At 59.1% G+C, this 14,974-nt stretch carries 13 protein-coding genes; 2 read left to right on the top strand and 11 right to left on the bottom strand.

Annotated features, from left to right (window positions below):
- Positions 1 to 84 precede the first annotated feature (84 nt).
- Positions 85 to 231: a helix-turn-helix domain-containing protein gene (locus BLW71_RS39960; protein ID WP_091810286.1), complete on the top strand. Its 147-nt coding sequence runs from the start codon at positions 85 to 87 to the stop codon at positions 229 to 231.
- Between the two features lie 595 nt (positions 232 to 826).
- Here the strand turns inward: BLW71_RS39960 and BLW71_RS39950 are convergent.
- The 11 genes from BLW71_RS39950 to BLW71_RS39900 all read right to left on the bottom strand — a co-directional run bounded on the left by BLW71_RS39950 (position 827) and on the right by BLW71_RS39900 (position 14,326).
- Positions 827 to 1,801 carry an IS5 family transposase gene (locus BLW71_RS39950; RefSeq protein WP_091800817.1) on the bottom strand — a complete coding sequence of 325 codons (975 nt, stop codon included), beginning with the start codon at positions 1,799 to 1,801 and terminating at the stop codon, positions 827 to 829.
- A 77-nt stretch (positions 1,802 to 1,878) separates the two neighbouring features.
- The gene (locus BLW71_RS39945) at positions 1,879 to 2,013 is read right to left on the bottom strand and encodes a PAS domain S-box protein (protein WP_091810284.1); all 135 of its coding nucleotides are present in this window, start codon (positions 2,011 to 2,013) and stop codon (positions 1,879 to 1,881) included.
- 68 nt (positions 2,014 to 2,081) lie between these two features.
- Complete coding sequence (locus tag BLW71_RS39940) at positions 2,082 to 3,236, bottom strand: cytochrome P450 (protein WP_091810282.1); 1,155 nt, start codon at positions 3,234 to 3,236, stop codon at positions 2,082 to 2,084.
- A gap of 195 nt (positions 3,237 to 3,431) precedes the next feature.
- The gene (locus BLW71_RS39935) at positions 3,432 to 3,842 is read right to left on the bottom strand and encodes a ribonucleotide reductase subunit alpha (RefSeq protein WP_091810472.1); all 411 of its coding nucleotides are present in this window, start codon (positions 3,840 to 3,842) and stop codon (positions 3,432 to 3,434) included.
- A gap of 60 nt (positions 3,843 to 3,902) precedes the next feature.
- The gene (locus BLW71_RS39930) at positions 3,903 to 5,162 is read right to left on the bottom strand and encodes an MFS transporter (protein ID WP_502686878.1); all 1,260 of its coding nucleotides are present in this window, start codon (positions 5,160 to 5,162) and stop codon (positions 3,903 to 3,905) included.
- A gap of 96 nt (positions 5,163 to 5,258) precedes the next feature.
- Complete coding sequence (locus BLW71_RS39925; RefSeq protein WP_091810280.1) at positions 5,259 to 6,056, bottom strand: peptidylprolyl isomerase; 798 nt, start codon at positions 6,054 to 6,056, stop codon at positions 5,259 to 5,261.
- Positions 6,057 to 6,071: 15 nt separating this feature from the next.
- Positions 6,072 to 6,758, bottom strand: coding sequence for a respiratory nitrate reductase subunit gamma (gene narI / locus BLW71_RS39920; protein ID WP_035479270.1), 687 nt, complete (start codon positions 6,756 to 6,758; stop codon positions 6,072 to 6,074).
- Between the two features lie 69 nt (positions 6,759 to 6,827).
- Positions 6,828 to 7,511: a nitrate reductase molybdenum cofactor assembly chaperone gene (gene narJ, locus BLW71_RS39915; protein ID WP_091810278.1), complete on the bottom strand. Its 684-nt coding sequence runs from the start codon at positions 7,509 to 7,511 to the stop codon at positions 6,828 to 6,830.
- Entirely contained in the window at positions 7,512 to 9,053 is a 1,542-nt protein-coding gene (gene narH, locus BLW71_RS39910; protein ID WP_091810275.1) for a nitrate reductase subunit beta, read from the bottom strand.
- Positions 9,050 to 12,874 (bottom strand): nitrate reductase subunit alpha, encoded by a 3,825-nt coding sequence (locus tag BLW71_RS39905; RefSeq protein ID WP_091810273.1) that lies wholly within the window; start codon positions 12,872 to 12,874, stop codon positions 9,050 to 9,052. The genes narH and BLW71_RS39905 overlap by 4 nt, the downstream gene beginning before the upstream one ends.
- Positions 12,875 to 13,123: 249 nt before the next feature.
- Entirely contained in the window at positions 13,124 to 14,326 is a 1,203-nt protein-coding gene (locus BLW71_RS39900; protein ID WP_091810271.1) for an NnrS family protein, read from the bottom strand.
- Between the two features lie 415 nt (positions 14,327 to 14,741).
- Here BLW71_RS39900 and BLW71_RS39895 point away from each other — a divergent pair, with 415 nt between their 5' ends.
- The gene (locus BLW71_RS39895; RefSeq protein ID WP_091810269.1) at positions 14,742 to 14,942 is read left to right on the top strand and encodes a heavy-metal-associated domain-containing protein; all 201 of its coding nucleotides are present in this window, start codon (positions 14,742 to 14,744) and stop codon (positions 14,940 to 14,942) included.
- Positions 14,943 to 14,974 lie beyond the last annotated feature (32 nt).

The raw sequence follows: 14,974 nt of genomic DNA, 5'->3' as shown, positions 1-14,974 counted from the left end.
GATTTTAACCGCCGAGGTGCGGCTACGCTCGGCCGTCACTTGCAAATGATTCTCGATTCGGCGTGCTAAATTCACCGCTTACGTATGACGCGCGAGGAAATGGGCAACTACCTGGGCCTGCAACTTGAGACGGTCAGCCGCGCTCTCTCAAAGTTCCAGAAGGCCGGATTCATCGAGGTGAATGGCAAGCAGATACACATTGTCGACCGCAGCGAACTCGAACGCATCTGAACCTGTCAGAAGGACATCCGCGGTAACGTGGTATGTGACTGCGGCCGCCCCATCCGCAATTGTCGTAATTTCTCGACGATGCTCACACACCATCAGTTGCCGCTTGATAGAGGTACCTCATTCGAACCGACTGGCGCCGATGAAGTCATGCCGCACTATATTTCCCCACCGTGGCGCGCGACAAATTTTTCCTGCTCGACACGAGCGGTGACGTCCCGGGCTATTGCAACCGAGCCAAGCACCTCACTTCTTGATTCTTCACCATCGCGAACGTCATTTCGACGTAAAGCTTCTGGCCTGTCTTGCTGGTCGCACGGGTCAACGTCGCGCGGCCATGCAGTCTTGTACGACCACTTGTCATCGCCGCTTCGAAGCCGCACCAGTGTGCGGCTCGCAGATGTTCCGGGATGATCAGATCGAGGTTCTGGCCTAGTGCCTAAGGCTGCGCTGATCAAGCCGCGTAAACACGACAGGTTGCGACCAAGGCATGTGTAATCTTTCGAGATCGCGAATGACGGCCGTAAAAGCGGGCATTCCGTGTCACGTTACGCCCCTCGAGGGGCTCTGCGCGGGCTATTTGCCCGTCTTTGGCCCTTTACGGGCGCACCTGTGCCGTCGCGCGACCTCGCCACATGTACAGATTGGCCAGCGCGAGTGCAACGAAGGCGCGATTGGCGTTCTTCGCCAGACCGCGATAGCGAACCTTCGTGAAGCCCCACAACCGCTTCACGACCGCGAACACATGCTCGACCCGGGCACGGATCTTCGACTTGTTGCGATTCTTGCGGCGCGCCACCTCGTCGACGATGCCCTTGCGGCGCGTGCGCTTGTTGGTGAAGTCGCGCGCCTTCGGTGCCTTGCCATGGATCAGCGCTTTCTGACTCGCGTATGCGCTGTCGCCGTACACGCGTTGCTCCTCACCGTGCAGCAACTGTGGCAGCGGATACTTGTCATGCACGTTCGCCGCCGTTACGACTGCGCTATGAGCAAGCCCGCTCTGACTGTCCACGCCGATATGGAGCTTCATGCCGAAATGCCACTGCTTGCCTTTGCGTGTCTGATGCATTTCGGGGTCACGCGCCTTGTCCTTGTTCTTCGTCGACGAGGGTGCACCGATCAGTGTGGCATCGACAATCGTGCCGCTCTTGAGCTTTGCTCCCCGCGCCTGCAGCACCTGACCCACTTCCGCGAAGATCCGCTCGCCCAGCTTGTGCTCTTCCAGCAGATGCCGGAATTTGAGCAGCGTGGTCGCGTCCGGAACCGTTTCGCTGCCAAGGTCGATCCCAACGAAACGGCGCAGGCTGAGACTGTCGTACAGCGCCTCTTCGCACGCAAGGTCCGCAAGGTTGAACCAGTGCTGCACAAAGTGAATCCGCAGCATGCGCTCCAGCACGATCGGCGGGCGGCCATTGCCACGTTTCGGATAGAACGGCTCGACCACTGCGCACAGTTGCGCCCAAGGCACGATCCTGTTCATCTCATCAAGAAACGCTTCACGTCGCGTTGGTTTGCGCTGCGCCCCGAACCCCGCGCATTGATCGACAGCCATCGCCAGTGTCAGTTGATTCATCATTTTTCGCTTTCGCCGTTGCATGCTCACGCTATAACGCGTGACCGTCATGAACGGTGGACTTATTCAGCTTTGCCCTAAGCGGCACTGTAGCCGAACAGCGCTGCTGCAGCATGGTTCCAGCGCGCGATGGCACCGGAACGGTCGGCATAGATTACGGCATCAGCCGTCTGTTCGATTATCCATTCAGCGAGCGCGGACGTTTCTTCCATGATGTCACTCCTGGGCGCTTCAAGTGCGGTGGAACTTTGAGCGGAGACCTGGTCAAGCAATAAGGTATTCACTCGATGCGCAATGGCAACGCAGAAAAGCCAGCCGCTGGATACACAGCGTTCATGGGGAGACTCCCCGGGAGGAGCGCAATCCAGGTAGTTCGTGCGAGCAGTTCTTCCATGCCAACACGCAGTTCAAGCCGGGCGAGCGGCGCACCCGGACACTCATGAATGCCGGAACCGTATAGCAGGTTGCTGGCCGGATCGCGGTCGAGCCGGAATTCATCAGGGTCTCCAAAAACCGCCTCGTCCCGGTTCGCGGATGCCCACATGAGTGTGATACGCTGGCCGCCGGGCACATCGCGACCGCCGATCTCCGCCGGTTTGGTACTGATGCGGCGAGTGGCGATGAGCGGCGCGCGGATCCGAAGTATTTCGTCGATGGCCTTTGGCAATAGCGATGGCTGCTTTCGCAAACGTTGCTGGACATCAGGATGCTCGGCGAGGTAGTGAGCGAGAATGCCCACGCACGCCGCAATCGTCCCGAGCTCGCCGACAGTCCAATTGCGCAGGATGCTGACAATTTCGTCGTCGTGTAGCAGCCGGTCCCCGATCTCCTCGCGTATCAGGCTGCTCGTGATGTCGTCTGGTGCGTCCGTGCCCGATTCCCGTCGTTGCATCAGCAAGCCCTTGATGTAGGTGTCAAATTCGACGGCCACCCGGTCGAGAGCGATTCTGTCACCCGTCAGCGTGGCTTCGCGGTTTTTGCGAATCCAGTGAAGAAGTGGCGCGCGTAATTCCCCAGACCAACCCAGAAAAGCGCACTGGATGTTCATCGCAAAGTCCTGTGCGAACCGGGCGTTAAATTCGACTTCGTCGCCGCTCGAAAGTCCATTTACCAGACTGGCGGCAATCTCCCGGCACACAGGTTCAAAGACCGCCATCCGCTGCGGGCTGAAATAAGGCTCGATAATGCTTCTGTACTGGGTATGCTCGGGAGGATCCATGCCATTGGGCACGGAGAGATAGCTCGAGACTGCATTACTGAACGTTTCAGGCTCGTTGAGCACGCGCACGACATCGTCATGGCGGAACAGGGACAAGTTCAGGTAGTCACTATGCGCAGCGGGACAGCGGTGCCGCATGTCATCATATGCCGCAGCCTGATCTCGAGTGACGTCCCCGGACCTCGGATCCCAATCGTTGGTCAGCTTCCCGTTCATGCTCAATCCTTGCCTGCATCCGGCATCGAATGCCGGCTGTGTCGTAACTTCCAGGGGCACGGCTTGATCCCGGTCAGCTGCGGGGTGTCCCGCGATTCTGCAACCGCGCAGCTGAACCAATCGTTTTGCTGCGCCTGCCCCGCTTAATATGAAACGCGTCATTAGCGAGACCCTCACATTCAATGAGAGATCTGTTCAGGACGGACCAAATAACACGGGTTGACCGTGCGCATCGAATGGAATAAACATGCCGATTGACCCGGCCTTGATCGATTCCACCATTGTGTTCAACGGCGCCTCGGCATCTTCAGTCCGCGGCACACACCCGTTTTTACCCGAGAGCGCTGCGACGAAGACGATTGCCCATTCCTGGAGAACCTGTCGCGACTCTTCGAGGAGATCGCTAAACGTGCCGATCTCTTCGGGCGTTTTGTCCACGCACATCAGAGGCGTCAACGCGCCACCCTGACCCGCCTGGAAGCGGGCCCGCTGTTCGGGCGTGCAGTCATCGGGCAACTCAACCGTGGTAAATACGAACAATAACCGCTGAGGTTCGGGTTGTTGCCGCGCGACGCGAATCAGCTCATCAAAACTCGAAATACTCATCATCAGTCATCCATGTGGATGTCGTGTCGGTAGGACGCAGTACGTCGGCCGTTCATTCAGTCACTGTGGAACCGTTCCGTCGATACGGACCTGTCGCACGCTGGATTGATACAGCAGAATCAGCGACACCCAGACGATCCCATATAAAAACATGAAGCAACTCGAGCGAACGCCAAGCCAATCAAGAATCACGCCGAAGAGGATCGGTAACAGGAAGCCACCCAGTCCGCCTGCCAGTCCAACGATGCCGGTGACGACACCCATTTGTTCCGGAAAGTCGTCGGCGACGTACTTGAACGTCGACGCCATCCCGAACGCGAACACCACGCCAAGAATGAACAGAAGCCCGATGAAAACCGGGACACCCAGATGGATGTGAAAGCTGCGCGGGCCGTCGATCGTGCTCACCACGAAAGAGGTGTCTGGGTACGACAACAGGAATAGACATATCCACGCGACCCACAATCCCCACCAAGTCACCTTATGCGCACCGAAGCGGTCGGACAGGGTGCCGCCCAGCGCGCGCAATACCGATCCCGGCAGCGAAAAGCCGGCGGCTAACGCCGCGGCGGTGACGACCGAAAAGCCAAACTCGCCCTTCAGATATTGCGGGATCCACAGCGATAATGCGGTGAAACCACCGAAGCAGATCGAGTAGTACTGGCAATACTTCCAGATCTTGGGGTTCTTCAGAACCTGGAACTGCCTATACCATGGCCCCGACGCTTTACCCGCGCCCGGGTCGGTCGCGGAGCCCAGCCAGAAGATCAATGCAGTGACGAGGAGCGCGAGCGCATAGATCTTCGGGACGGCGCGCCAGCCCCATGCTGCCTGCAACGAAGGCGTGATGAACAGATTCACAGCGGCACCGACCGTACCGGCACCAAAGAACCCCATCGCAAAGCCGCGCTTTTCGGGCGGGAAGAACCGCGCGACATACGGCGTCCCAACTGCGAACGATGCGCCGACCGCACCGAGACACAAGCCGATCGCGAGGAACTGCCAGAACACCGTCGCGTATGCGATCAGGAATACCGGGATGGCGCAGAGGACCAGCAATAGCGTCATCACCACGCGACCACCAAAACGGTCAGTCCAGATGCCCAGCGGGACGCGCAGTAGTGCGCCGCTCAGAACCGGCGTGGCCGTCAGCATGCCGAACTCCGTGCTGTTCAGTCCGAGCTCGGCTCGCAGCCCGATGCCCAGCACGCCAAACATCATCCAGACCACGAAGCAGACCAGAAATGCCAAAGTCGTGACACTTAGAACCAGTATGGGACTTCTTTTTGGACTCACAGCAGCTCCAGAGCAGGGCAACAAGGCTGACGGTTACGAGCGGACGTCATCGATCAATGTGGGGGTGTGGGCACGTGCCGAATGCAGATTCCGATACGCTGCAATCGGCACGCCAAATCACTATTGCATCAACAGGCCCGGGCGCACGTCCAGAGCGATGCCGCGCAGTTCGGCGCTGGATGCCAGCAGGTTCAAATATTGCTGAATCGACTTGTGCCGGACATGTTCAGAGAGATAGCGTTCGATGGTCGCCTGCACTGCTTCAAACGGAAGGGATTCACCCGCGATGCGACGCTCTACCCAGACAATATGGAAGCCATAACGCGTATTGACGAGCCCCGGTAAGAGGCCGATATGCTGGCTGCCAAAAATTGCCGCCTCGAATTCCGGCACGCTCTCGCCACGGGTCAACTGCCCCAGATTCCCGCCGACCTGCCCGGACGGACAATTGGATAACGTCCGGGCGAGCGCATAGAACCGGTCGTGATGCTGCGCGAGCTCGCGGTGCGCTTCTTCGGCGCGGGCACGGACCCGCGTCATCGCAGCCTTTTCGGTCAACGCAAAGAGGATGTGGCGCGCAAAGACCAGGTCCGGACTGCGGAATTTCTGCATGTTCGCTGCGTAGTAGCGCTGGCATTCTTCGGCGGACGGGACTGGCGTCGTGCATTCCAGTTCCAGCAGACGGTCAATGGTCTCATCGTCGAGATCGGCTCCGTTCGCCAACAGACCTATTGCAACGGCGCGCTGGGCCAGCAGTTCACGCACGACCAGCGCCCGTCGCGCAGCGTGGTCGGGATCGGGCTCGTCCGCGTGCAACGCGGATTCCGCTGCAATGGCGGCGGCTTCGATCACGGCATCGTTGACGCTAAGTACGTCAAGGGTGGCGGGCGCGGGCGAAATATCGCGGTTTGCCGACATGGAAAATTCCTCGAGTTAGCGCTTACGGACGATCTGGTGAGGCCGAACCAGGAAACCCAGCGTGGCCATGCCACTCCAGATATGGACGAGGCGGGTGAACGGGGAAATGAGGAAAATCGTGAAGCCGAGCGCGATATGGACTTTGTAGACGAGCGGTGCCTGGATGATGAGATCGGCAGCACCTGGTTGAAACGTGACGACGCCTTTCACGTAGTCGCTCAGGATTTCGAACATCGCGCCGTCCATATGAGCCAATGACAGTGGTATGGTGGCCAGCCCGAGCGCGAGCTGCAGCCACAGAATTGCCAGCACCAGGATGTCCGCATGGGCGCTATTGATGCGAATGCGCGGATCGGACAGGCGTCGGTACAGCAGGATCGACAGTCCGACGATCGCGACGATACCCGCGATGCCGCCCGCCATCACCGCAAGCCATTGATGCTGGGATGCGTTCAGGAATGGCGACACCATCCAGTGAGGCGCAAGGAATCCTGCGAAGTGGCCGCCGATCACGATCAATACGCCGACGTGGAACAGATTGCTTCCAAGGCGCAGTTGACGGCGTCTGAGCAGTTGCGACGAATCGCTCTTCCAGGTGTACTGCTCGCGATCGAAACGGATCAGGCTGCCGAGCAACCAGATCGCGAGACACACGTACGGATAGATGCCAAACAGCAGTGCGTTGACGAAGTGCTGACTCATGAGGTTTCTCCAGCCAGGATCCTGTTCTCTAATGTACGGAATGTGAGCATGGAAGTCTGCCGTTTCTGGTTAACGTGACGGTCTTTTGTCGTAAAACTGGATTGGTTGGGGCGCCGTGGATAAAGGCGCTTGTGCACCCAGGAAGCTCACGCGCTCCTCCTGCCACTCGCGATCGAGTGCTTCGGCATCGACCTCGCGCGTCGTGGCAGCGTCGAGCACGGTCGCGTTCGCCAACGGTGCTTCGCCGGCGAGTGGCAACAATGCCGCAACGGCCGCGAAATACGGTGTTCCGCGCTCGGCCAGTCTGGTCGCAATCTGCCGGGTGATATCGGCAATTTCGCCAAGCAGCGCGTACGCTTGCACAGGCGTTTCGTGAGACAGAAACTCGAGGAAAACCGGCAGGTAGTCGGGTAATTCGCCGGCGCCGAGAAACAGGCCCTTCGCTTCGTACATGGCGAGTAGATCCACCATAGCCTGCCCACGCTCGCGTGACTCGCCGTGAACATGTTCAAACAGATAGAGCGAAGTGGCCCGGCCGCGGTCGAAGATTTCGACGTAGTCTTCCTGAAGATCCAGCAGCGGCCGCGCCGACAGCCGGTCCACGAGGTCGATCAAGGCTGCGCGGGTGTCCGACGGCAGGCGGGCGTGCCCGGCCAGCGCGGTGCGGATCTCGTCGAGCGCTACGAGCAGTCTTTGATCGGGATAGTCCAGTAGTGCGCCCAACATGCTGAAAATCAGACGGTTGTCTTCCATTTATTCACCCGCCGCGCGAATGGGGATTGTCTTGCGTGTCTTGTTGATACCCTTGCGTCCGCCGAACAGGCTGGTTTCCGTGGTGCCGTCGGAACATCCATTGCCGAACGAGAAACCGCACGATGCGCGCAGGTCGAAGGCATCTTCGGCATATTCGCGGTGAGCGGTCGGGATCACGAATCGATCTTCATAGTTGGCAATCGCCAGATACCGGTACATCTCGTCGACCTGCGCGCTGGTCAGATCGACCTCGTTCAGCAATTCCGGGCTCTCGCGATGTTCGACATGACGCTCGCGCATGAACGCTCGCATCGCCAGCATTCGCTTAAGGGCAAGCCGAACCGGCGCTTCGCGTCCGGCTGTGAGCAGATTGGCCAGATAGCGCAGCGGGATGCGCAGCGAATCGACATCTGGCAGCAAGCCCTTCATGCCAAGCCGGCCGTCGTTGGTGGCCGAGTTGATCGGCGACAGCGGCGGGACGTACCAGACCATCGGCAAGGTGCGGTATTCGGGGTGAAGCGGAAAAGCAATCTTCCACTCCATCGCCATCTTGTACACGGGTGAATGGCGCGCCGCTTCGAGCCAGTTTTCCGGCACGCCGTCGCGAGCCGCCTGTTCACGCACTGCTGGGTCGTTCGGATCCAGGAAGATCGACAGTTGCGCTTCGTACAGATCCTGGGGGTCCTTGACCGATGCGGCTTCCTCGATCCGGTCGGCGTCGTACAGCAGAACGCCGAGATAGCGGATCCGGCCGACGCAGGTTTCCGAGCACACGGTTGGCTGGCCCGCCTCGATACGCGGATAGCAGAAAATGCATTTCTCCGACTTGCCGCTTTGCCAGTTGTAATAGATCTTCTTGTAAGGACACCCGGACACGCACATCCGCCAGCCGCGGCACTTGTCCTGGTCGATCAGAACGATGCCGTCTTCCTCTCGTTTGTAGATCGCACCAGAGGGACAGGACGCGACGCATGCCGGATTCAGGCAGTGCTCGCAGAGTCGCGGCAGGTACATCATGAAGGTGTTCTCGAACTCCCCATAGATGTCGGTCTGCACCTGATCGAAGTTGTAGTCCTGCTTACGCTTTTCGAATTCCCCACCGAGAATTTCTTCCCAGTTCGGGCCCCACTGGATTTTCTCCAGACGCTCGCCGGTGATCAGCGAACGCGGTCGGGCGACCGGCCCGACCTTGACGTCGGGCGCATCGTGCAGATGCGCATAATCAAACGTGAACGGCTCGTAGTAGTCGTCGATCTCCGGCAGGTCCGGGTTGCCGAAGATATTGGCGAGCACCCGCCACTTGCTACCCGCACGAAGCTCGATCTTGCCATTCGTCTTGCGCTTCCAGCCACCGTTCCAGCGATCCTGGTTTTCCCAGTCCTTCGGATAGCCGACGCCGGGTTTCGTTTCGACATTGTTGAACCACGCGTACTCCATGCCCTCGCGCGAGGTCCAGACGTTCTTGCAGGTGACTGAACACGTGTGGCAACCGATGCATTTGTCCAGATTCATCACCATACCGATCTGCGCGCGGATTTTCATGGCTTCTCTCCAGTCTCATCATCGGCCATCGCAAGGGTCGGCGCGCCATGGGCAAGTGTGTGCTGATGACGCGCGGCGTCGGCCGCCGACAGCACTGACGCGGGCGTCGACTCATCCTTCCAGTCGATCGTTTTCATTTTGCGGACGATCACAAATTCGTCGCGATTGGAGCCGACCGTGCCGTAGTAGTTGAAACCGTACGAGAGCTGCGCATAGCCACCGATCATGTGGGTCGGTTTCGGCATGATGCGGGTGACCGAATTGTGAATGCCGCGAACCCCGGAGACTTCTGAGCCCGGTGTATTGATGATCTTTTCCTGCGCGTGATACATCATCACGGCGCCTACCGGAATGCGCTGGCTCACCACGGCGCGCGCGGTTAGCGCACCGTTCAGATTGAATGCCTCGATCCAGTCGTTATCGACCACGCCAATCTTCCTGGCATCGATCTCGGAGATCCAGACGATCGGCCCGCCGCGCGACAGCGTCAGCATCAACAGGTTGTCGGTGTAGGTGCTGTGAATGCCCCACTTCTGATGAGGGGTCAGGAAATTCAGTGCGATCTCCGCGTTTCCGTTTGAGCGGCTACCGGCCATGCCGGTGGTGCTGCGCGTGTCGATCGGCGGCTTGTAGACGCAAAGTGACTCGCCAAAGTCGCGCATCCACGCGTGGTCCTGATACATCTGTTGGCGTCCGGACAGGGTGCGCCAGGGAATCAGCTCATGCACGTTCGTGTAGCTGGCGCTATAGGACACATGTTCGGATTCGATGCCACTCCATGTCGGTGAGGAGATGATTTTGCGCGGCTGCGCCTGAATATCCCGGAACCGGATTTTTTCATCCTCGCGAGCACGCGAGAGATGCGTGTGATCGGTACCCGTGAGCGCCGACAACGCTTGCCATGCTTTAACCGCGACGGCACCATTGGTTTCGGGGGCCAGCGACAGAATCACTTCGGCCGCATTGATCGCCGAAAGAATCTGCGGTCGCCCGTGCGAAACGCCCGCGTCGGTGACCGGGTAATTCAATTCTCGAAGCTGTTCGATTTCGTCGCCGGTTTGCCACGTAATGCCTTTGCCGCCATTGCCGAGCGAATCGAGCAGCGGTCCGAGCGAGGTGAACTTGCGCCAGGTATTCGGATAGTCCCGCTCGACGACCGCAATGCTTCCCATCGTTTTGCCCGGAATCGGATCGCACTCGTCGTGACCCCAGTCGGCAATGCCGTCGGCCTGCGCGATTTCGCCGGCACTGTCATGCTGGAGCGGCGACATCACGACGTCGCGTTCCACGCCAAGATGGCCTTCGGCCAGTTCAGAGAACTTTCGCGCGATGCCTTTATAGATTTCCCAATCGCTTCTGGATTGCCACGCCGGGTCGACAGCCGCCGAAAGCGGGTGAATGAACGGGTGCATGTCGGACGTGTTCATATCGTCCTTCTCGTACCAGGTGGCGGTCGGCAGCACGATGTCCGAATAGAGGCACGTGGTGGACATTCTGAAGTCGAGCGTGACGACGAGATCGAGCTTTCCCTCGGGCGCCTTCTCGCGCCACTTCACTTCTTTGGGCAGGATGCCGGCGCTGGTACCCAGCTCTTTTCCCTGCACGCCGTGTTCGGCACCGAGCAGATGTTTGAGGAAGTACTCATGTCCCTTGCCGGAAGAGCCGAGCAGGTTCGAGCGCCAGACAAACAGGTTTCTCGGAAAATTTTCTGCTGCGTCGGGATCGCTGCACGACATCTCAATCGAACCATCCTTGAGCCCCTTCGCGACATAAGCGGCGGCGTCGGTGCCGGCCGATGCCCGGCCGATTTCGAGCGGATTGGTTTTGAACTGCGGCGCGGACGGCAGCCAGCCCATCCGTTCGGCACGGACGTTGTAGTCGATCGGGCTGTCGGTGAACCCGCTGCCATTGGTGAGCGGCGATAGCAGTTCTGTGACTTTCATCGTTTCATAGCGCCATTGATCGGTATGCGCATAGAAAAACGACGTGCCGTTCATGACGCGCGCCGGCCTGTACCAATCGGTCGCGAATGCCAGCGGCAGCCAGCCGGTTTGCGGCCGGAGCTTTTCCTGGCCGACGTAGTGGGACCAGCCGCCACCTGATTTGCCGACGCAGCCGCACATGACGAGCAGATTGATGATCGAGCGATAGCTCATGTCCATGTTGAACCAGTGGTTCAAGCCGGCACCGACGATCACCATCGACCTGCCTTCGGTCTTCTGGGCGTTGTCGGCGAATTCGCGCGCGACCGCGATAACGTCGTTCCGTTTGACGCCGGTAATTTTCTCCTGCCACGCGGGCGTGTACGGTACGTCGTCGTCGAAACTGCTCGCGACGTTCGGGCCGCCGAGCCCCTGGTCCACGCCATAGTTGGCGATGAACAGGTCGTAGACCGTGGCGACCAGAATCTCACCGGCGCGGGTGGCGATCTTGCGCACGCCGATGCGGCGCGGCAATACGCTCGCATGGCCGGTATGCGTGAAGTGCGTATGTTCGACGTTGCCGAAATAGGGGAAGGCGACGTCGATCGTCTCGTCGTGCTGCTCCACGAACGACATGAGCGGCCGGATCGGATTGCCGTGGACATCCTCTTCTTTCAGATTCCATTTGCCGGCGTCGCCACCTTCCTTCTGGCCCCAGCGAAAGCCGATCGAACCGACCGGCGTGACGGGCTTGCCGCTCAATTCATCGAACGCGACGGTTTTCCAGGCGGTGTTGTTCTCCTGGCCGGATGCATCATCGAGCTCGTCTGCTCTCAGGAGTCTTTCGGGCACATAGTGCTCGCCCTGTTTGACGATACGCACGAGCAGCGGCATGTCGGTATAACGTCGGCAGTAATCCGAAAAATATTCGCTCCTGCCGGCGACGTGAAATTCTTTGAGCACGACGTGACCCATCGCGAGACCGAGCGCCGCATCCGTACCCTGCTTGGGATGCAACCAGATGTCGCCGAACTTCGCGCCCTCGGCATAATCGGGGAAGATCGATACGACCTTGGTGCCGCGATAACGTACTTCGGTCATGAAGTGAGCGTCGGGGGTGCGCGTTTGCGGTACGTTGGACCCCCACAACATAATGAAGCTGGAGTTGTACCAGTCGGCCGACTCGGGAACGTCAGTCTGTTCACCCCACGTCTGTGGCGACGCGGGCGGCAGGTCGCAGTACCAGTCGTAGAAGCTCAGATTGACGCCGCCGATCAGCGACAGGTAGCGGCTGCCAGCCGCATAGGACACCATCGACATGGCGGGTATGGGTGAAAACCCGATAATCCGGTCGGGGCCATGTCGTTTGATCGTATGGATGTTTGCGGCCGCAATCATTTCGTTCACTTCATCCCAGCTTGAACGAACGAAGCCACCCAGTCCGCGGCGACGCGTATATGAGGCGCGGGCTTCCTGGTCATTCACGATCGCGCTCCACGCCTCCACCGGCGCGAGCGTCAGGCGTTTTTCGCGCCACCGCCTGAGCAGCGCACTGCGAATCAGCGGATATTTAAGGCGATTGGCGCTGTAGAGATACCACGAATAGGACGCGCCGCGCGCACAGCCACGGGGTTCGTGATTCGGCATATCCGGGCGGGTGCGCGGGTAATCGGTCTGCTGGGTTTCCCAGGTGACGATGCCGCTTTTGACATAAATCTTCCACGAACACGAACCTGTGCAGTTGACGCCGTGGGTCGAGCGCGCGATCTTGTCATGCTGCCACCGTTGCCGATAAGCGTCCTCCCACCCACGGTCTTCATGGGTTGTCATCCCATGCCCCTCGGAGAACGTCGGCTTCGACGTGGAGAAGTATTTCAGGCGATCAACAAAGTGGCTCATCTGATCGACTCCATGGCGCTCGATGCACGAAGTCTACGCGTGTTGTTCAAAATTGTGGGCACTCCGATTGTTTTCATGACACTCGCCGATAGATTGATCTTTGGAAAACCTACATCTGGATTCTTTTGTTCTCTGGAACAGGGGCCGCTTTTTCTCGACCAAGGGCGGCACTATCTTCATGCACGTTGCATAACAATATTCCTCGGAATTCGCCACACACCCAACTTGACCCAGCATGGCGATAACCTGTCAGCCTGCTTTGCCATCGATACGGGACGCGCTCAGGTAGGGCACGTATTTGACCAGGTAGACGATTAACGCGGCAGACCAGCATATGCCGGCTATGTCGATCCAGACGGCTGTGGCGCCGCTGGCGAGCCAGGGGCCGAAAACCCGCACGATTGCCGCGACGATCATCAGCCAGTAACTCGTTATCTCGGCTCGTCCCGCAACGAGCGGGCGTCCGGTGTGTCCAAGCGCGGTGCGGGTAATCATCGCGATAATGGCGCACCCTATCGCTCCGATCGTCAGGGCGTGAATCGCAAGCGAATGCGGGACGGCGCCTGCGGCCGCCAGGGCAAGCAACGCAAAACCGATCGGAATCCACGCATAGGCGACATGCAGAATCCAGAGAATCGGCCGAGGCCCTATTCGCCACGAATGCCATCCGGCAATTCTGATTCCATGGACGGTCGCGGCGGCGCAGGCGCATACCACGACGAACCACGGCGCGGCATCGGTCGCATCCGCAATAAATGCCAATATGACGGTCGGCACCGCGAGTCGCTCGATCACTTTCCAGTGCGTCATCCGAAATCCGGGAATAGCGTTCGTAGTAAACATCGGCACCACGCGGCCCGAGATGACGGTAACGAACATCACTACGAGTCCGATTGCTGCGTAAGACGCCCGAATTGCGAGGTCGGGACGCTCCTGCCATGCCCACCAGTGAAAACCGACGTTCAGCAAACCAAAGAACCCCAGCGCCACGGGCAGGAAAATGTTGTGGCGATTGCGTGCCGTGATCAGCACCCGCAAGAGCACAATGGCGACAACCGGAAGGAAGGCGCAATCGACAATAGCCGCGATGGGTTCCGGGCCGGACCAGACCAGCACGCGTCCCGCTAGCCACAGAAGCCATAGTCCCGCGAGCGGCGCGCCTCGTGGCGTTTCGAGCGTCGTCCAGGCGCGCACAGCAGTGAGCAGAAAGCCCACCACAATCGCGGCGACGAAGCCGAAGATCATCTCGTGAGCGTGCCAGAGCACACCATTCATGGCGGGCGAAGAGCCTGCGATCGTGTGGCCACGCAGCGCGATCAGCCAGAGCGTTATTGCAATGAAGCCAAAAAGTGCACCGCTGAGATAGAACGGCCGGAAGCCCAGCCGCAGAACGGGAAGACCCAAATCGGCTGTTGGTCGCGGTTCCGTGACAGGTTCTGTAATCCTCAACATGGTCTCCAAAATATGCGCCTCTGCGGAGTCGCAACGTGCCTTCGCGTCTCGCAGACAGCGCCGAGGTTGAATCGTGCACGCTGCGCCATCCTCCCGTCCCATCGCAGTATGAAAAGCTATAAATGGCGTTGTCGAATTGACGCAGAGCAATGACTCAGTCAACGGCCCGGGCAATCCGGTTTGCAACGAAATCCATCCGAAATCCAGGTGTATTCCCCAATAGATCACGTTATGATATACAACATCTAGCAACAGATCATTGGGAGTCCGCGAGCGCCGGAGACGTTTCCCTGGCACTCGCATTCGTTGGGTACGGGTGTTCTCTGTCGGAAGGCAGGGGACCATGTTGCTGACCGCTACCGGGCATAGCGGCAGTCACGCAGCGTCCTGAATTCACCGATTGACGGAGCAGGACATGATGTTCAGAGTCGGGCAGATGAAGGGGGACAACGATGCGGCTGTCCTTACCCGGGCCATGCGCACGGTCGAACCAGATGCAAAGGTCGACGTTGATGTCGATGCGAGGACCGTAAAAGTTGACTCATGGCTGTTTGCCGAAGAGTTTCTGGTTGCGTTCGTTGACGCCGGATACGACGTCAAGTTAGTCGAACGCTAATGGTGCGTCGAGGCCAGTCACTTGTGGTCGGG

The sequence above is a fragment of the Burkholderia sp. WP9 genome, assembly GCF_900104795.1.
Lineage (GTDB): Bacteria > Pseudomonadota > Gammaproteobacteria > Burkholderiales > Burkholderiaceae > Paraburkholderia.
The sequence above is the reverse complement of the archived record's forward strand: the minus strand, read 5'-3'. Positions and strand labels throughout refer to the sequence as shown.